Origin of the sequence: Achromobacter agilis (assembly GCF_900496965.1) — a bacterium.
Taxonomy (GTDB): Bacteria; Pseudomonadota; Gammaproteobacteria; order Burkholderiales; family Burkholderiaceae_B; genus Achromobacter; species Achromobacter agilis.
Window position 1 is genome coordinate 258,167 of the sequence record NZ_UFQB01000001.1, and the last position, 16,796, is coordinate 274,962.

19 protein-coding genes are annotated in these 16,796 nt (G+C 67.4%); 12 read left to right on the forward strand and 7 right to left on the reverse strand.

The window, feature by feature from the left end:
• Together AGI3411_RS01250 and xerC are read left to right on the forward strand one after the other, a co-directional pair.
• Nucleotides 1–678 (forward strand): DUF484 family protein, encoded by a 678-nt coding sequence (locus AGI3411_RS01250; RefSeq protein WP_129525629.1) that lies wholly within the window; start codon nucleotides 1–3, stop codon nucleotides 676–678.
• A gap of 25 nt (nucleotides 679–703) precedes the next feature.
• The gene (xerC, locus tag AGI3411_RS01255; protein WP_129525630.1) at nucleotides 704–1,693 is read left to right on the forward strand and encodes a tyrosine recombinase XerC; all 990 of its coding nucleotides are present in this window, start codon (nucleotides 704–706) and stop codon (nucleotides 1,691–1,693) included.
• Between the two features lie 14 nt (nucleotides 1,694–1,707).
• Here the strand turns inward: xerC and AGI3411_RS01260 are convergent, their stop codons facing one another.
• Genes AGI3411_RS01260 through AGI3411_RS01280 form a run of 5 tightly spaced genes read right to left on the reverse strand, consistent with a single transcriptional unit; the run spans nucleotide 1,708 to nucleotide 5,955 of the window.
• Nucleotides 1,708–2,727: a nickel/cobalt transporter gene (locus AGI3411_RS01260; protein ID WP_129525631.1), complete on the reverse strand. Its 1,020-nt coding sequence runs from the start codon at nucleotides 2,725–2,727 to the stop codon at nucleotides 1,708–1,710.
• Nucleotides 2,718–3,401, reverse strand: a complete 684-nt coding sequence (locus AGI3411_RS01265) for a DUF1007 family protein (RefSeq protein WP_129525632.1) — start codon at nucleotides 3,399–3,401, stop codon at nucleotides 2,718–2,720. Before AGI3411_RS01265 ends, AGI3411_RS01260 begins: the two co-directional genes overlap by 10 nt.
• On the reverse strand, nucleotides 3,362–4,354 hold the full coding sequence (locus AGI3411_RS01270; RefSeq protein WP_129525633.1) for a metal ABC transporter substrate-binding protein: 993 nt from the start codon (nucleotides 4,352–4,354) through the stop codon (nucleotides 3,362–3,364). Before AGI3411_RS01270 ends, AGI3411_RS01265 begins: the two co-directional genes overlap by 40 nt.
• Nucleotides 4,355–4,372: 18 nt before the next feature.
• The gene (locus AGI3411_RS01275; RefSeq protein ID WP_129525634.1) at nucleotides 4,373–5,239 is read right to left on the reverse strand and encodes a metal ABC transporter permease; all 867 of its coding nucleotides are present in this window, start codon (nucleotides 5,237–5,239) and stop codon (nucleotides 4,373–4,375) included.
• Nucleotides 5,236–5,955, reverse strand: a complete 720-nt coding sequence (locus AGI3411_RS01280) for a metal ABC transporter ATP-binding protein (protein ID WP_129525635.1) — start codon at nucleotides 5,953–5,955, stop codon at nucleotides 5,236–5,238. The genes AGI3411_RS01275 and AGI3411_RS01280 overlap by 4 nt, the downstream gene beginning before the upstream one ends.
• Nucleotides 5,956–6,274: 319 nt before the next feature.
• On the opposite strand from AGI3411_RS01280, the gene AGI3411_RS01285 reads away from it, so the two are divergent.
• From AGI3411_RS01285 to hslU, 5 genes are all read left to right on the forward strand, one after another.
• On the forward strand, nucleotides 6,275–6,787 hold the full coding sequence (locus AGI3411_RS01285) for a Fur family transcriptional regulator (protein WP_129525636.1): 513 nt from the start codon (nucleotides 6,275–6,277) through the stop codon (nucleotides 6,785–6,787).
• Between the two features lie 388 nt (nucleotides 6,788–7,175).
• Entirely contained in the window at nucleotides 7,176–8,294 is a 1,119-nt protein-coding gene (locus tag AGI3411_RS01290; RefSeq protein WP_129525637.1) for a CobW family GTP-binding protein, read from the forward strand.
• Between the two features lie 126 nt (nucleotides 8,295–8,420).
• Nucleotides 8,421–8,885 carry an RNA polymerase-binding protein DksA gene (dksA, locus tag AGI3411_RS01295; RefSeq protein ID WP_043544572.1) on the forward strand — a complete coding sequence of 155 codons (465 nt, stop codon included), beginning with the start codon at nucleotides 8,421–8,423 and terminating at the stop codon, nucleotides 8,883–8,885.
• Nucleotides 8,886–9,093: 208 nt separating this feature from the next.
• Nucleotides 9,094–9,633 (forward strand): ATP-dependent protease subunit HslV, encoded by a 540-nt coding sequence (hslV, locus tag AGI3411_RS01300; RefSeq protein WP_129525638.1) that lies wholly within the window; start codon nucleotides 9,094–9,096, stop codon nucleotides 9,631–9,633.
• Nucleotides 9,634–9,703: 70 nt separating this feature from the next.
• Entirely contained in the window at nucleotides 9,704–11,038 is a 1,335-nt protein-coding gene (hslU, locus tag AGI3411_RS01305) for an ATP-dependent protease ATPase subunit HslU (protein ID WP_129525639.1), read from the forward strand.
• 99 nt (nucleotides 11,039–11,137) lie between these two features.
• Here hslU and AGI3411_RS01310 read toward each other — a convergent pair whose 3' ends face one another.
• Nucleotides 11,138–11,443, reverse strand: coding sequence for a copper-binding protein (locus tag AGI3411_RS01310; RefSeq protein WP_129525640.1), 306 nt, complete (start codon nucleotides 11,441–11,443; stop codon nucleotides 11,138–11,140).
• 209 nt (nucleotides 11,444–11,652) lie between these two features.
• Here AGI3411_RS01310 and AGI3411_RS01315 point away from each other — a divergent pair, with 209 nt between their 5' ends.
• From AGI3411_RS01315 to rfbC, 5 genes are read left to right on the forward strand one after another with little or no spacing between them, the layout of a single operon-like run.
• Nucleotides 11,653–12,207 carry a cob(I)yrinic acid a,c-diamide adenosyltransferase gene (locus AGI3411_RS01315; RefSeq protein ID WP_129525641.1) on the forward strand — a complete coding sequence of 185 codons (555 nt, stop codon included), beginning with the start codon at nucleotides 11,653–11,655 and terminating at the stop codon, nucleotides 12,205–12,207.
• A gap of 49 nt (nucleotides 12,208–12,256) precedes the next feature.
• Nucleotides 12,257–13,318 carry a dTDP-glucose 4,6-dehydratase gene (gene rfbB, locus AGI3411_RS01320; protein ID WP_129525642.1) on the forward strand — a complete coding sequence of 354 codons (1,062 nt, stop codon included), beginning with the start codon at nucleotides 12,257–12,259 and terminating at the stop codon, nucleotides 13,316–13,318.
• Nucleotides 13,319–13,328: 10 nt separating this feature from the next.
• Entirely contained in the window at nucleotides 13,329–14,240 is a 912-nt protein-coding gene (rfbD, locus tag AGI3411_RS01325; protein WP_129525643.1) for a dTDP-4-dehydrorhamnose reductase, read from the forward strand.
• Nucleotides 14,222–15,103, forward strand: a complete 882-nt coding sequence (gene rfbA / locus AGI3411_RS01330) for a glucose-1-phosphate thymidylyltransferase RfbA (protein ID WP_129525644.1) — start codon at nucleotides 14,222–14,224, stop codon at nucleotides 15,101–15,103. The genes rfbD and rfbA overlap by 19 nt, the downstream gene beginning before the upstream one ends.
• Nucleotides 15,103–15,645 carry a dTDP-4-dehydrorhamnose 3,5-epimerase gene (gene rfbC / locus AGI3411_RS01335; protein WP_129525645.1) on the forward strand — a complete coding sequence of 181 codons (543 nt, stop codon included), beginning with the start codon at nucleotides 15,103–15,105 and terminating at the stop codon, nucleotides 15,643–15,645. Before rfbA ends, rfbC begins: the two co-directional genes overlap by 1 nt.
• A gap of 1 nt (nucleotide 15,646) precedes the next feature.
• Here the strand turns inward: rfbC and lipA are convergent, their stop codons facing one another.
• Complete coding sequence (lipA, locus tag AGI3411_RS01340) at nucleotides 15,647–16,651, reverse strand: lipoyl synthase (protein ID WP_129525646.1); 1,005 nt, start codon at nucleotides 16,649–16,651, stop codon at nucleotides 15,647–15,649.
• Between the last annotated feature and the right edge of the window lie 145 nt (nucleotides 16,652–16,796).

Genomic DNA, 16,796 nt, shown 5'->3' on the forward strand with positions numbered 1-16,796 from the left:
ATGACTGATACCGCTTTTACCCCCCACGATATCGCGGGCTTCCTGCAAGAGAATCCCGGCTTTTTCGACGAACACGCCGACGTCTTCGCCACGCTGCAGGTGCCGCATCCGCATGGCTCGCGGGCCATCTCGCTTGGCGAACGCCAGATCATGACGCTGCGCGAACGCAACCGCGAACTGGAATGGCGCCTGAACGAGCTCGTGCGCAACGCCACGGCCAATGAAACCATCGGCACGCATCTGGCCAAATGGTGCAGCCGCCTGCTGTCCGAATGCGACCCGCAGCGCGTGCCCGGCGAGATCGCCCTGGGCCTGGCCGAACAGTTCGACCTGAACCACGCGGCCCTGCGCCTGTGGGACCTGTCCGAACTGCCCGCCACGGGCTATGGCGAACCCGTCAGCCAGGACGTGCGCACGTTCACCGACAGCCTGAAGGCCCCGTATTGCGGCGCCGACAACGGTTTCGAAGCCGCCGGCTGGCTGGACGCCAAGCCCAAGTCGCTGGCGCTGGTGCCCCTGCGCCTGGAAACGGACGGCCCCGCCGTCGGCCTGCTGGTGCTGGGTTCGGACGACGCCGAGCGCTTCACCCCTGAAATGGGCACCACGTTCCTGGAATCCATCGGCCAGCTGGCATCGGCGGCCCTGCACCGCCTGAACCCGGCGACGCCCAAGGTCTAGGGCGCGGGCGCACACGGAGCACGCCATGGGGAACGCCGCGCAGGATGCCGACCCACCCGAAGCGCCCCTGCCCGACGCGATGAGCGCCTGGCTGCGCCATCTGGAAACGAACCGCCGCTACTCGCCCCACACGCTGGACGGCTACCGCCGCGAACTGCGCTTCCTGCGCGCGCTGGCCGACAAGGCCGGGCTGCCGCTGGACAAGATCGGCAACGGCCACATCCGCCAATTCGTGGCGCGCCTGCATGCCGAGGGCCGCGGCCCGCGCAGCCTGGCGCGCACGCTGGCGGCGTGGCGCGGCTTCTATCAATGGTGGGCGCCGGCAATCGAATTGGCTGGCAACCCCGTGGCGGGCGTGCGCGCCCCCAAGGCGCCCCGCGGCCTGCCCAAGGCCCTGTCGGTGGAACAGACCCAGGCCCTGCTGGATCGCGCTCCGGCGCAGGTGGCGACCGAACCCGCCGCGCTGCGCGACCAGGCCATGCTCGAACTGTTGTATTCCAGCGGCCTGCGGCTATCGGAGCTGGTCGGACTGGACCTGCGCTATGAACGCGCCGGCGGCTATGAATCGCGCGGCTGGCTGAGCTTGGACGAAGCCGAAGTCATCGTGCTGGGCAAGGGCGGCAAGCGCCGGTCCGTGCCGGTCGGCCAGGCGGCGATGGACGCCCTGCGCAAATGGATCGCGGTACGCCCGCAGCTCGCGCTTTTCACCGCCTCGCCCGAAGACGCCGCGGCCCTGTTCCTGGGCGCGCGCGGCCGCCGCATCTCGCCGCGCGTGGTGCAGCTGCAGCTCGCACGCATTGCGCAGGCGGCCGGCGTGCCCACCCATGTGCATCCGCACGTGCTGCGGCACAGCTTCGCCAGCCACGTCCTGCAATCCGCGCAAGACCTGCGCGCCGTGCAGGAAATGCTCGGCCACGCCAACATTTCCACCACCCAGGTCTACACCCGGCTGGACTTCCAGCATCTAGCCCGTGCCTACGACCAGGCGCATCCGCGCGCCGGCCGCAAGTCCTGACGGCCAGCGCCGCGCTAGCCGCCGCCCGCCACCGCGCCGCCCAGCAGCATCACCCCCAGCAACAGCACGGCAAACGCCGCCAATGCCTCCACGCAATAGCGCAGGCGCGCCGCGCCCGCGCTCGAGAGCCGGCGCCCCAGGCGATTGGCCGCGCCCCCGGCCGCCACGGCCAGCATGGCCAATGCGGCGACGGTCAGGCCGGTGCCCGCGCCCATCGCCAGGGCCGAGGCCACGCCGGCCAGGAAAAAACCCTGCGACAAGGCGAACACCAGCACGATCAAAGCGCCGCTGCAGGGCCGCAGGCCCACGGCCAGGACCGCCGACACCGCACGCCGCCAGTCCAGCGGACCCGCTACGCTTTCCGGCTCGGGCACATGCGCGTGCCCGCAAGCGCAATCGCGCCCATGGCGATGCGCGTGACTGTGCCCATGGCCGTGCGCATGGGCATGCGGCGGCACGGTGGCGCGCGCCCGCAGCGGACGGATCGCCTTGGTCCAGACCAGCCATGCGCCCAGCGCCGTCACCAGCGCATATGACGCCAGCTCCAGCCAGCGCGTGGCCGCGTTCATCACCGTGGCGGTGGCATTGAACGCCAGCGCCAGCACCACCACCATCGCGATCGCGACCAGCGCCTGGATCAGCGCGGACAGCAACGCCAGCAGCGCGCCATTGCGGGCGGTCTGGCCGTTCGCCAGCACATAGGATGAGATCACCGCCTTGCCATGACCCGGGCCCAGGGCGTGGAACACGCCATAGGCGAACGACAGGCCGACCAGGGCCCAGGCCGCGCCGCCGTCGTCCTGCCAGGCGCGCACCGCGCCCGTCAGCTGGCGGTAGAAGTGGGATTGCCAGACGGCGATCTGGCCGAAGACGCCGGACAGCCAGCCCGGTCCGCCCGCGCCGCCGCTTTCCGGCACGCCGAAGGGATGCGCGCCTTGGGCCGCCGCCGTCGCCAGGCAGCCCGCGCCGGTCCATCCCAACAGCAGCAGCGCAACCCCCGCCGCGGCGGACAGCACCGGCCGAGCTACGGACATCGCACCTCGATACGGTGCGTCAGCCCCTTGGTGATGGCGAAGAGTTCGTCGGGCAACGCGTCCGGGTCGGCCGGAATCGCGGCCAGTTGCTGCAGGGTTTTCCAATCCAGTTCCTTGGGCTTGCGGTACGCCGACGCGCAGGCTGCGCCTTGCGGGCCGTCAAGGGAAACCGCGTCCCTGGCATCGAAGGCGTAGGCAACGAAATAAGTCGGGTCGTAGATGTCCACTTGCGCGCCGGCCGCCCCCGGCGCCGCCGGCTCGGCCAGCGGCAGCGTGAAAGACAGGGTCAGCCTGGATGTCTTCGGGTTCCAGTCGACGCGGGCATCCCGCGGCGCCCCGAAGGCCACGCTCTTGCCATCCACCGTGACGCGGGTGAAGTAGTGCGAGACGGGTTCGCCCAGCGCTTTCATCCAGTCCTGCGCCATGCCCTGCAGGACGTCCGCCGGCAGGGCGCCGTCCTTGCCCTGCTTCAGGCCCTGCGTGGCATAGGCGCCGAACATCTCGTCGAACAGCCAGACTTGGCGCAGCGCCGTGATGCGCCGTTCGGCGTCGATCTCGATGGCGGCGCGGGCATCGATCCACATATGCGGATGCGCGCTGGCGGCGCCCGCGGCCAGCAGGCACGAGGCGGCGGTCAGGGTTGCAAGGCCCCGGCAAGCTGACGTACGTTCCATTCGAACATTTCCAGATAAGTGGCGCCGGGCTGGCCGGCCTTGGACAGCGCATCGGAATAAAGCGTGCCGCCCACCTTGGCGCCGGTTTCCCGCGCGATCTGCTGGACCAGCCTGGGGCTGCTGATGTTCTCCACGAACACCGCCGGCACGCGCTCGCGCTTGACCTGCCCGATGATACGCGCCACCTCGCCCGCCGAGGGTTCGGCATCGGTCGACACCCCCATCGCCGGAATGAAGGTCACGCCGTAGGCATCGCCGAAGTACCCGAAAGCGTCGTGCGAGGTCACGACCTTGCGGCGCTCGGCGGGAATCGCGGCGAACGTCTTGCGGGCCTCGGCATCCAGCGCCTGCAGGCGCGCAATGTAGGCCAGCGCGCGCTGGCGGTACGCATCCGCGTGCGCCGGGTCGGCGGCGGCCAGCCCTTGCGCCACATTGCGGGCGTAGATCACGCCATTGGACAGGTCCTGCCAGGCGTGCGGATCCGCGTCGCCGTGATGATGACCGTCCTTGTGATCGTGGCCGTCGTCGTGATCATGGTCATGGTCATGGTCGTGACCGTGGCCGTGATCGGATGTGCCGCCTGGCGCTGCAAACTTGCGCGGCGCCACGCCCTTGGAGGCCACGACGGTCAGGCCGGAAAATCCCGAGGACTTCGCCAGGCGCGGCATCCAGGTTTCGAAATCCAGTCCGTTCACGAACAGCACTCGGGCGGCGGACAGCGTCTTCGCATCGCCCGGCGTGGGCTCGTACTCGTGCGCATCGCCATCGGGCCCGACCAACATCGCCACGCTGACATCATCGCCGCCCACCTCGCGCACGATGTCGCCCAGGATGGAAAAGCTGGCCACGACCTGCAGAGGCGCGGCGGCGTGCGAGGCCCCGAAAGCGGCCGAAAGGCACAGGCCGGCCACGGCCAGCAGCGCGCGGCGGCGCGCGGGGGAAACGGAACGCATGTCGAATCTCCTTTGAAGTCAGGCCCGCCGCATGCGGCGCGGCGTCCGCAGCAAGCCGCCCAGCGGGCCGCCCACGACGGAAAACAGATAACAGGCGCCGGCCGCCAGGATGATGGCGGGCGACGCCGGTACGTTGAAGTGATACGACACGAGCAGGCCGGCCACGGATGCCGCCACGCCCAGGCCCGCGGCCAGCGCGATCTGGCTGGCCGCGGAACGGACCCAGAACCGCGCCGCGGCGGCGGGCAGCATCATGATCCCAACCACCATGAGCGTGCCCAGCACCTGGAACCCCGCCACCAGGTTCACGACGACCAGCACCAGGAAACCCATGTGGACCCAGCTCCCCGCGCCGCCGCTGGCGCGCAGGAAGCCCGGGTCGAGGCATTCGGCCACGAGGAGCCGGTAGATCGCGGCCAGCGCCAGCAGGGTCGCGCTGGCGACCGCGGTAACCAGCAGCAGCGCCGGATCGTCCAGGCCCAGCACCGTGCCAAACAGCACGTGCAGCAGGTCCATGTTGGAGCCCCGCAGCGACACCAGCAGCACGCCCAGCCCCAGCGATATCAGGTAGAACGCCGCAAAGCTGGCGTCCTCGCGCAACGGCGTAAGCCGGGCCACCAGGCCCGCCAGCAAGGCCACCGCCAGGCCCGTCGCGATGCCGCCCAGCATCATCGCGCCTAGCGACAATCCCGACAGCAGGAAGCCCGCCGCCACGCCGGGCAGGATGGCGTGCGACATGGCATCGCCCATCAGGCTCATCCGCCGCAGCACCAGGAACACCCCGAGGGGCGCCGCGCCCAACGACAGCGCGCAGGCGCCCGCCAGCGCGCGCCGCATGAATCCGTAATCCAGAAAGGGCGACACCGCCCATAGCGCCAGGCTCATGCCGCGAACTCCGCGCGCCAGCGCCGCGCCGCCTTCAAATGCGCGTCGTCCAGGGCGCTGGCCGTCTCGCCCCAGGCCACCACCGAGCCGGATAGCAGGAGGCATTCGGGAAAGTGGTCGCGCACCAGGTCCAGATCGTGCAGCACCGCGATGACGGTCCGGCCCTGGCCGTGCAGGCCGCAAAGCAGGGCCATCAGCTCGTCCGCCGTGTGGCTGTCGACGGCCGCGAACGGTTCGTCCAGCAGCAGCACCGGCGCGTCCTGCACCAGCATCCGCGCAAACAGCGCGCGCTGCATCTGGCCGCCCGACAGCGTGCCCACGGCGCGCCCGGCCACGTCCGCCAGGCCCACCATGTCCAGGGCGTCCATGCAGCGCGCCAGTTCGTCGTCGGCGACCCGGCGCCATCCGCCGACGCGGCGCCAGGCGCCCATGGCCACCAGTTCCAGCACCGAGACGGGAAAGGAGTGGTCCAGTTCGGCGGCCTGCGGCAGCCACGCCAGCCCGGCGCGGCCCGCGCCGGTGACGCGCACGCTGCCGCTCATGGGGCGCAGCACACCCATGATGCCTTTGATCAGGGTGGATTTGCCGGCGCCGTTCGGGCCCACCACGGCAGTCATGCCGCCCGCCGCGAAGCACCCCGATACCGACTTGAGCGCGGCATGGCCATGCCAGCCGAACGAAGCGTCCTCCAGTTCGATGGTGACAGGCGCGCTCATCGCGGCCACCAATCCAGCGCCCAGCCCGTCAGCGCCCACAGGGCCGCGGCCGCAACCAGCGCGACCGCCATGCGGCGCCAGGCCGAAACGAGAAATACAGAACGCGGGGGCGGGCTTTGCCGGGGCGCGGCGCCGGGCCGCCGAGACAAAAGCGTGAAATGCGACATCGGGAATCGAGGCAGGGGAATGACAATTTTATTATGTTATATCATAACTAAATACTTGATTCGGCGCGTTTCGCCCGCATCTGGGTGTTTTCTGCTACCTTCCTGGCATCTCGCGCGCATCGCGCGCGTTTCCTATACACATGAAGCCAGCCATGCCCGCAACGCCCCGCTCACCCCGCAGCGACACCGTGGACGCCCAGCTCGGCGTCGCCGAGACGCTGTGCGAGCAGCGCGGACGCCGCCTCACCCCCATCCGCCGCAAGGTCCTGGAACTGCTGCTGCGCCACGGCCGCAGCCTGAAGGCCTATGAATTGCTGGATGCCATGCGCGCGGTGCACCCGGGCGCCGCGCCCCCCACGGTGTATCGCGCCCTGGATTTCCTGATGGACGAAGGCCTCATCCACCGCCTGGACGCGGTCAACGCCTGGAGCGCCTGCCATGACGCCGGCGGCGCGCCCCACGACTTGCTGGTGGTCTGTACCGGCTGCGGCGCGGTCGCGGAAGTGTCCGACCCCGCCATGAGCCGGCAGCTGGCCGAACGCGTCGCCCAGACCGGGTACGCGCTGGCCACGCACGAAACCGAAATCCGCGCGCTGTGCCCCCAGTGCCAGAAAAAGCAGCCCGCGGACGACGCCGGGCATCACCATCACCATCACCATCACTGAGCCGGGATGCCGCGGACGCGTCCCGTCCATCCGGCGGGCTCCTTTTGGCTGAGGCATCACGGCAGGCCTCAACCCCGCGGATTCATCCGCTCTTGAAATCCCGGAAACCGCCCCAAAATAGTGGTATCGCCCGATACTTGACGGCGTACGGCAGCGATCCGGGCCGCCGAGGCCCCCGGGTTCACCCTGGGTTTGCCCCCTGCCCCTGACTGTGCTGTAATCCTGCGTCCGGCCGCTGTCGGCGGCCTTCGCAGCCTGTGGCAAACATCCTCCGGCAAATGATAGGGACCCCCCCGAAACCCGCCGTTCCAGCATGTAAGGCGGGGTTGCAGGTCCCCATGCCAGGAGCTCCTGTTTAACGCCTTGACTTCACGCTAGCAGCTTCGCCATGAACACCCCGCGCAGTTTGGACAAAATGGTTCCCGTCACCATCCTCACCGGCTTTCTCGGTGCGGGCAAGACCACCCTGCTCAAACGCATCCTGACCGAATACCATGGCCGCCGCGTCGCGGTCATCGAAAACGAATTCGGACCGGAAAGCATCGACAACGACCTGCTGGTCCAGGACAGCAACGAAGAGATCATCGAGCTGTCCAACGGCTGCGTCTGCTGCACGGTGCGCGGCGACCTGATGCGCACGCTGTCCGAGCTGCGCGTCAAGCGCGAAGCCGGCGAACTGAATTTTGAACGCGTCATCCTCGAAACGACCGGCATGGCCAATCCCGGCCCCGTCTGCCAGACGTTCTTCATGGATGACGACATCGCCGAGTACTACCGCCTGGACGCGGTGGTTACCGTGGTCGATGCCAAGCACGGCATGTCCACCCTCGACGAGCAACCCGAAGCCCAGAAGCAGGTCGGTTTCGCCGACCGCATCCTGATCTCGAAGAAAGACCTGGTCAACGAAGTCGACTACGAAGCGCTGCGACACCGCCTGGTTCACATGAACCCGCGCGCGCCGATCACCGCCGTCAACTTCGGCGACGTCGACCTGAAGTCCATCATCGACATCAGCGGCTTCAACCTGAATTCCATTCTGGACATCGACCCGGAGTTCCTGGCCGATGAGCACCCCGACGCCGCCCACTCCCATGGGCACGATCACGACCACGGCCACGATCATGGCCACGATCACGATCATGACCACGAAGGCGACTGCGGGGCGCACTGCAATCATGCCCACCATCATCACCATCACCAGCACGACGACGAAATCGGCGCGTTCGTGTTCCGTTCCAACAAGCCGTTCGATCCCGCTCGGCTCGAGGAATTCCTGGGTGGCGTCGTGCAGGTCTATGGTCCCGACCTGATGCGCTACAAGGGCATCCTGTACATGAAGGGCATCAACCGCCGCATGTTGTTCCAGGGTGTGCACATGATGATGGGCGCCGAACCCGGCAAGCCGTGGACCGCGGCCGAAAAACCGTCCACCAAGATGGTATTCATCGGACGTAAGCTGCCCCAGGAGATTTTTACCCGGGGCTTGGAGCAGTGCCTGGCGGGGTAATCCCCCTTCCTGACGTGACGCGATGCGACGAAGGCAGTACTGTGAGGTACGAATAGCGTAGGCAACAAGTAACACGGACCGGGAATGGACGCCCGCGCCAGGATCGATTCATAGTGGAGTGTTTTCATGGCTACCAAGGCAGCAACCAAGAAACCAAGCAAGTCGACGAGCGATACGGCGATTGATCTGCCCAGCGAAAAAGAATTGCTGGCCATGCCCGAGTCCGACTATATGAACGAACGCCAGCTGGCTTTCTTCAAGGAACGGCTCAAACAACTCGAACAGGACATCCTGGCCAACGCCGGCGAAACCACCGAGCACCTGCGTGAAACGCAATTCGTGCCCGATCCCGCCGACCGCGCCACGATCGAGGAAGAACACGCGCTCGAGCTGCGCACGCGCGACCGCGAACGCAAGCTGCTGAAGAAGGTGCAACAGTCCATCGCCCGCATCGACAGCGGCGAATACGGCTGGTGCGAAGAAACGGGCGAACCCATCGGCATTCCGCGCCTGCTGGCCCGCCCCACGGCCACCCTGTCGCTCGAAGCGCAGGAACGCCGCGAAATGCGCCAGAAGCTCTACGGCGACTAATCCGTCCCGTATTCGCTCCCGGCCCTGAAAGGCTATGCTGGTTACCGGCATGGCCTTTTTTATTGGATGAGCCCAGTGTCTGACACCCGGGAGGCATCCGGGCAGGCCCTAGGACATCCCGTACGGGTGTCAGACACTGAGCCCCTCCCCGCATTCCCTTGATTTCCCCGGAAGCGCCCCCAGCTATTCCCTTCAAAGGAAGGAACGCATGGAACAATTTCACGCCACCACCATCGTGTGCGTGCGCCGCGGTAACCGCGTCGCACTGGGCGGCGATGGCCAGGTCACTCTGGGCAACATCGTCGTCAAGGGTACGGCCCGCAAGATCCGCCGCCTGTACCACGACAAGATCCTGGCCGGTTTCGCCGGCGCCACCGCCGACGCATTCACCCTGCAGGAGCGCTTCGAAGCCAAGCTCGACAAGCACCAGGGCAACCTGATGCGCGCCGCGGTCGAACTGACCCGCGACTGGCGCACCGACCGCGTCCTGCGCCGCCTGGAAGCCATGCTGATCGTGGCCGACACCGAGCATACGCTGGTGCTGACCGGCAACGGCGACGTGCTGGAGCCCGAACACGGCCTGGCCGCCATCGGATCCGGCGGCGCCTACGCCCAATCGGCGGCGCTGGCCCTGCTGCGCAACACCGAGCTGCCGCCCGAGGCCATCGTCAAGCAATCGCTGGAAATCGCTGGCGACCTCTGCATCTACACCAACCAGAACCACGTCGTCGAAACGCTGGGCGAGTGACATCCGCGTTGCGGCGCCCACGGCGCCGCGCCGTCACCCCAGCCCGCCCTAGCTTCAAGGATCCGCCCTCATGTCCGCATCCAACATGACGCCCGGAGAAATCGTCTCCGAACTCGACAAGTACATCGTCGGCCAGAACCGCGCCAAGCGCGCCGTGGCCGTGGCGCTGCGCAACCGCTGGCGCCGCCAGCAGGTCGCCGAACCTCTGCGCCATGAAATTCACCCCAAGAACATCCTGATGATCGGCCCCACCGGCGTGGGCAAGACCGAAATCGCGCGCCGCCTGGCCAAGTTGGCCAACGCGCCCTTCATCAAGATCGAGGCCACCAAGTTCACGGAAGTGGGCTACGTCGGCCGCGATGTCGACACCATCATCCGCGACCTGACCGAATACTCGATCAAGCAGACCCGCGAGCTGGAAATGCGCCGTGTGCGCACCCAGGCGGAAGACGCCGCCGAGGACCGCATCCTGGACGCGCTCGTCCCGCCGGCGCGCGGCGCCTCGGGCGAGCCGGAACGCGGCGAGGACAACAGCGCCCGCCAGACCTTCCGCAAACGCCTGCGCGAAGGCAAGATCGACGATCTCGAAATCGAGATCGAAGTGGCCCAGGCCGTCCCGCAGATGGACGTCATGACGCCCCCGGGCATGGAAGAAATGGCCGAGCAGCTGCGCGGCATGTTCGCCGGCATGGCCCGCGACAAGAAAAAGCCCAAGAAGATGAAGGTGCGCGAAGCCTTCAAGCTGATCGTCGACGAGGAAGCCGCCAAGCGCGTCAACGAAGAAGACCTGCGCACCGTGGCGATCACCAACGTCGAGCAGAACGGCATCGTGTTCCTGGACGAAATCGACAAGATCGCGGCCCGCCAGGAAACCGGCGGCGCCGATGTGTCGCGCCAGGGCGTGCAGCGCGATCTGCTGCCGCTGGTCGAAGGCACCACGGTCAACACGCGCTACGGCATGGTCCGCACCGACCACATCCTGTTCATCGCGTCCGGCGCATTCCATCTGTCGCGCCCGTCCGACCTGATCCCTGAGCTGCAAGGCCGCTTCCCGATCCGCGTCGAACTCGAATCGCTGACCGCCGAGGACTTCGTGCGCATTCTGTCCGATACGGATGCGTCGCTGACCAAGCAGTACAAGGCCCTCATGGCCACCGAAGACCTTGACCTGGAATTCACGGACGAAGGCGTGCGCCGCCTGGCGGAACTGGCTTTCAACGTCAACGAAACCACCGAGAACATCGGCGCGCGCCGCCTGTATACGGTGATGGAAAAGCTGCTGGAGGAATTGTCGTTCGATGCCACGTCCAGCCAGGACAAGCATGTGAAGATCGACGCCGCCTACGTCAACGAGCAGCTGTCGGAGGCCGCCAGCAGCCAGGATCTGGCGCGCTACGTGCTGTAAGCAATACCGGACGGCGTGCCGTCCGGCCAGGCGCCGTTTGCCGCTCCATCGCGGCAAACGGCGTTTTTCGTTGCTGAAGGGCGCTTGCCAGGCCTCGGCCTAGTTCGCGATTGCCGTCACGGTGTACTTGCCGTCCTTGCGCACGGCGGTAAAGCGCACCTTGTCGCCCGCCTTGATCTTGGCCAGCAGGGCCGGATCGGCCTCATAGACCAGCGTCATGGCGGGAAGGTCCAGCTGCTTGATAGCGTCGTGCTTGATGGTGACCTTGCCCGCGGCCGGGTCCACCCGCCGCACTTCGCCGCTGGCCTCGGCCTGCTGCGCGAACGCCAGCGGCGCGGCCACCGCCACGACGGCCGCGGCGGCGGCTACGGCCATGGGGGTTGCGTATTTGCGGTCAAAAACCATGCAGATATCCTCCGATTGCAGCGAAAGCGCGCAGCGGCGTACCGGGCCGCCCCCGCTTTCCATAGTGCTAGGATACCCCCCTTGTGCAACAGTCACCCGCCGGGAACGCAACAATCCTGACCATTGATTGCGGTCCGCGCGACCAAAGCCGGCGCTTTCCATGGCCGGACACAAAACCCACACCATTCGTCACTCTTTCAGGAATTCCCATGGCCAACCGCTTATCTGTCATTGCCACCCGCACGGGAGACGACGGCACCACCGGCCTGGGGGACGGATCCCGCGCACCCAAGGACGCGCCCCGTATCGCCGCGCTGGGCGACGTGGACGAACTGAACAGCGTGATCGGCGTGCTGCTGACCGAAGCCCTGCCCGACGACGTCTCCGCCGACCTGTCCGCCATCCAGCACGACCTGTTCGACATGGGCGCGGAGCTCTGCATTCCCGGCCACGTTGCCCTGACGGACGAACAGGTCGCCCGCCTGGACGCGCGCCTGGCGCACTACAACGCCACGCTGCCCCCCCTGCGCGAATTCATCCTGCCCGGCGGCTCCCGCGGCGCGGCGCAGGCGCACGTGGCCCGCACCGTCTGCCGCCGCGCGGAGCGCGCGGTGGTGGCGCTGGCGCGCGCCGACACGGTGAACCCGCCCATCAGGCAGTACCTGAACCGGCTGTCCGACCTGATGTTCGTGCTGGCACGTTGTATAAACCAGCATGCGGGACAGAAAGACACGTACTGGGCAGGCGCCCAGGCGCGTCGCTAGCCCGCGCCGAGAACACATCTGGGCCCCAGGCCCAGAGGGCTTTACCAACATGAGCATAGTCGTCACCGGCGGAGCCGGCTTCATCGGCTCCAATTTCGTATTGGATTGGCTTGTCCAGAGCGACGAGCCCGTCGTGACGCTGGACAAGCTCACGTACGCCGGCAACCCCGACAATCTGGCGTCCCTGAGGGGCGACGCGCGCCACACCCTGGTCCAGGGCGACATCGGCGATCCAGAAACGGTCTCGCGGCTGCTGGCCGCGCATGCGCCCCGGGCGGTGATCAACTTCGCCGCGGAAACCCACGTGGACCGCTCCATCGCCGATCCGGACGCCTTCGTCCAGGCCAATATCGTCGGGACCTCGCGCCTGCTGACGGCCGTCCGCGACTACTGGGCCCGTCTGGCTCCGGCCGCCAAGGCCGGCTTCCGGTTCGTGCACGTCTCCACCGACGAAGTATATGGCTCGCTGGAAGCGGGAGCCCCGGCCTTCACCGAAACGACGCGCTACGCCCCGAACAGCCCGTATTCCGCGAGCAAGGCGGCAAGCGACCACCTGGTGCGGGCCTTCCACACCACCTACGGCCTGCCGGTGCTGACCTCGAACTGCGCGAACAATTACGGCCCCTACCAGTTCCCGGAGAAACTCATCCCGCTGGTCATCCACAACGCGCTGGCCGGCAAGCCACTGCCGCTCTACGGCGACGGCTTGCAGGTACGCGACTGGCTTTACGTGGCCGACCACTGCGATGCGATCCGCAAGATACTCGAGGCGGGCGAGCCGGGCGACACCTTCAACGTGGGCGGATGGAACGAGAAGACCAATCTCGACGTCGTGCGGCAGCTGTGCGCGCTGCTCGACGAGCTCAGCCCCCGGCCCGACGGCCGCCCCTACGCGGACCAGATCGTCCACGTCCCCGACCGTCCCGGGCACGACCGCCGCTACGCGGTCGATGCCAGCCGCCTGCAGCGCGCGATGGGCTGGATGCCCGCCGAAACCTTCGAGACCGGCCTTCGAAAAACGGTACTCTGGTACCTGGACCACCCGCGCTGGGTGGCGAACGTCACCAGTGGCGCCTATCGCGACTGGGCAAAAGAACAGTACGAGACTTAGCAAGGGCCGCGTGAAAATCCTACTGCTGGGCAAGAACGGCCAGGTGGGCCGCGAGTTGTGCCGCGCACTGGCCCCGCTGGGGGAGCTGGTGGCGCCGGGCCGCGACACGGCCGATCTGCGCGACCAGGAAGGCCTGCGCGCCACCCTGTCTGCCTGCCGGCCCGATGCGATCGTCAACGCCGCGGCCTACACCGCGGTGGACCTGGCCGAATCCGAGCAGTCGGAGGCGTCCGAGGTAAACGCTTTGGCGGTCTCCACCCTCGCCCGCCATGCCCGGGCCACGGATGCCTTGCTCGTCCATTATTCGACCGACTATGTCTTCGACGGCACGGCGCGGCAGCCCTACGCGGAATCCGACGCCCCCAACCCCTGCAACGTCTACGGCGCCACCAAGCTCGCGGGCGAGCAGGCGATCCGGGACGCCGGCTGCGGCGCCCTGGTGTTCCGGACCAGCTGGGTCTATTCGTCGCACGGCAGGAACTTCCTGAAAACCATCCTGCGCCTTGGGCAGGCCCGGGAAAGCCTGGACGTCGTGTCCGACCAGCATGGCGCACCGACGTCGGCGGGCCTCATCGCCGACACGACGGCGCTGGCGATCCAGCGGCGTTTCGAGGGACGGCTGCCCACGGGGACCTATCACCTGGCCGCCGCCGGCTCGACCAGCTGGCACGGATTCGCGCAATATATCGTGGCGGGCGCGGCAGCCCGCGGGATGGCACTGGCGCTCGCCCCGGAGCGCATCCGGGCGATCTTGGCCAGCAGCTATCCGGCAGCCGCGCGGCGGCCCGGCAACTCCAGGCTGGACACGGCCCTGCTATCGCGCGCGCTGGACTTGCAATTCCCCGCCTGGACGGCGCATGTCGACCAGGTCCTGGACCGGCTCATCGAACTCGGAGATTCCGCATGGCGCGCAAAGGCATAGTTCTGGCGGGCGGCTCGGGCGCCCGGCTGCATCCGGCAACGCTGGCCATCAGCAAGCAGCTGCTGCCCGTTTTCGACAAACCGATGATCTACTACCCGCTCACCACGCTCATGCTGGCGGGCATCCGCGACATCCTCATTATCTCGACGCCCCAGGACACGCCCCGGTTCCAGCAATTGCTGGGGGCGGGATCGCAATGGGGCCTGAACATCGAGTACGCCGTCCAGCCATCGCCCGACGGCCTGGCGCAGGCCTTCCTCATCGGCGCGCCGTTCATCGGCCAGGACGCCTCGGCGCTCGTGCTGGGCGACAACATCTTCTACGGCCATGAACTGCCCAGGCTGCTGCAGCGCGCCAACGCGCGCACAGACGGCGCAACCGTCTTCACCTATCACGTGCAGGACCCGGAACGCTACGGCGTGGCGGAATTCGACGCGCGCGGCAAGGTGCTGTCCATCGAGGAAAAGCCTGTGCGGCCGCGATCCGGCTACGCGGTGACGGGCCTGTACTTCTACGACAACGACGTCATCGACATTGCCCGCGGTATCCGCCCTTCCGCGCGCGGCGAACTCGAGATCACCGACGTCAACCAGCGCTATCTGGAGCAAGACCGGCTCGCGGTGGAAATCATGGGCCGCGGCTTCGCCTGGCTGGATACCGGCACCCACGAATCGCTGCTCGAGGCCGGCCAGTTCATCGCCACGCTGGAACACCGCCAGGGCCTGAAGGTGGCCTGCCCCGAGGAAATCGCTTTCCGCCAGGGCTGGATCACCGCCGAGGCGCTTGAAAAGCTGGCGGAGCCGCTGTCCAGGAGCGGCTATGGCAAGTACCTGATGCGCATCCTGGTGGACAAGGTGTTCTGATGAAAGTGATCCCGCAAGCCATTTCCGACGTGCTGGTCCTGGAACCCCGTGTCCTGGCCGACGAGCGCGGCTTCTTTTTCGAGAGTTTCAACCAGAGCGTTTTCGAGGCCTCGACCGGCCTGCGGCGCAGCTTCGTGCAGGACAACCACTCGCGCTCGGCCAGGGGCGTCCTGCGCGGCCTGCACTACCAGGTCGCGCAGGCCCAGGGCAAACTCGTGCGCGTGTGCGCGGGCGAGATCTTCGACGTAGCGGTAGACCTGCGGCGGACGTCGCCGACCTTCGGAAAATGGGTAGGCGCCATACTCAGCGCGGAAAACAAGCGCCAGCTATGGATCCCCGAGGGGTTTGCCCACGGATTCCTGGCGCTGTCCGATGCCGCCGAGGTGCTGTACAAAGCCACGGACTATTACGCCCCGCGGCACGAGCGCTGCATTCGCTGGGACGATCCGGCGCTGGCGATCGCGTGGCCCTGCGAGCAGGCGCCGCTGCTCTCCGCGAAGGACCGCAACGGCGCGCTGCTGGCCGACGCCGAAACCTGCTGATTCAGTTCACGCCGGCCGCGTGCGCCTGCTCGTCCGCATGGTACGAGGAGCGCACCATCGCGCCCACCGCCGCGTGCGAGAAGCCCATGGCATAGGCTTCGCGCTCGAACATGGCGAAGGTGTCCGGATGCACATAACGCAGCACGGGCAGATGGTGCTCCGACGGCTGCAGGTATTGGCCGATGGTCAGCATGTCCACGTTGTGCTCGCGCATGTCGCGCATCACCTGCAGGATTTCCTCGTCGGTCTCGCCCAGGCCCAGCATCAGGCCGGACTTGGTGGGGACCTCGGGGTGCAGCTTCTTGAACTCGGCCAGCAGCTTCAGCGAGTGCAGGTAGTCCGAGCCCGGGCGCGCCTGCTTGTACAGGCGCGGCACGGTTTCCAGGTTGTGGTTCATGACGTCGGGAGGACCGGCGTTCAGGATGGTCAGCGCGCGGTCCAGGCGGCCGCGGAAGTCGGGCACCAGGACCTCGATGCGGGTCGTGGGCGAGAGTTCGCGGATGTGCGTGATGCAATCCACGAAATGGCCCGCGCCGCCGTCGCGCAGGTCGTCGCGGTCCACCGAGGTGATCACGACGTAGGACAGCTTCATCGCGGCGATGGTGCGCGCAAGGTTGACGGGCTCGTTGGTGTCCAGCGGATCGGGACGGCCGTGGCCCACGTCACAGAAGGGGCAGCGGCGCGTGCACTTGTCGCCCATGATCATGAAGGTGGCGGTGCCCTTGCCGAAGCATTCGCCGATGTTCGGGCAGGAGGCTTCCTCGCACACCGTGTGCAGGTTGTGCTCCCGCAGGATGCGCTTGATGTCGTAGAAGCGCGAGCCGGGCGCGGCGGCCTTCACGCGGATCCATTCAGGCTTCTTCAGGCGCTCGGCCGGAACGATCTTGATGGGAATACGCGCCGTCTTGGCCTGTGATTTCTGCTTTTGCGTCGGATCGTAGGCCGCGTCCGCGGGCGCAGCGGTGGATTCGTTCGAGGGAACAGGAGACTCGGCGAGCGTAGACATTGGACACCTTCATGACCGGCGCGCGAACGTGCCGGCTCTGGGACAAAAACGGCATTTTACCCCTCGCCGCCCGGATCCGCCCCGGACGGGGTCGGCCCCTGGCGGGCGGCGCCCTGGACGCCAGCCCGCCTGGGTTATCGTCACG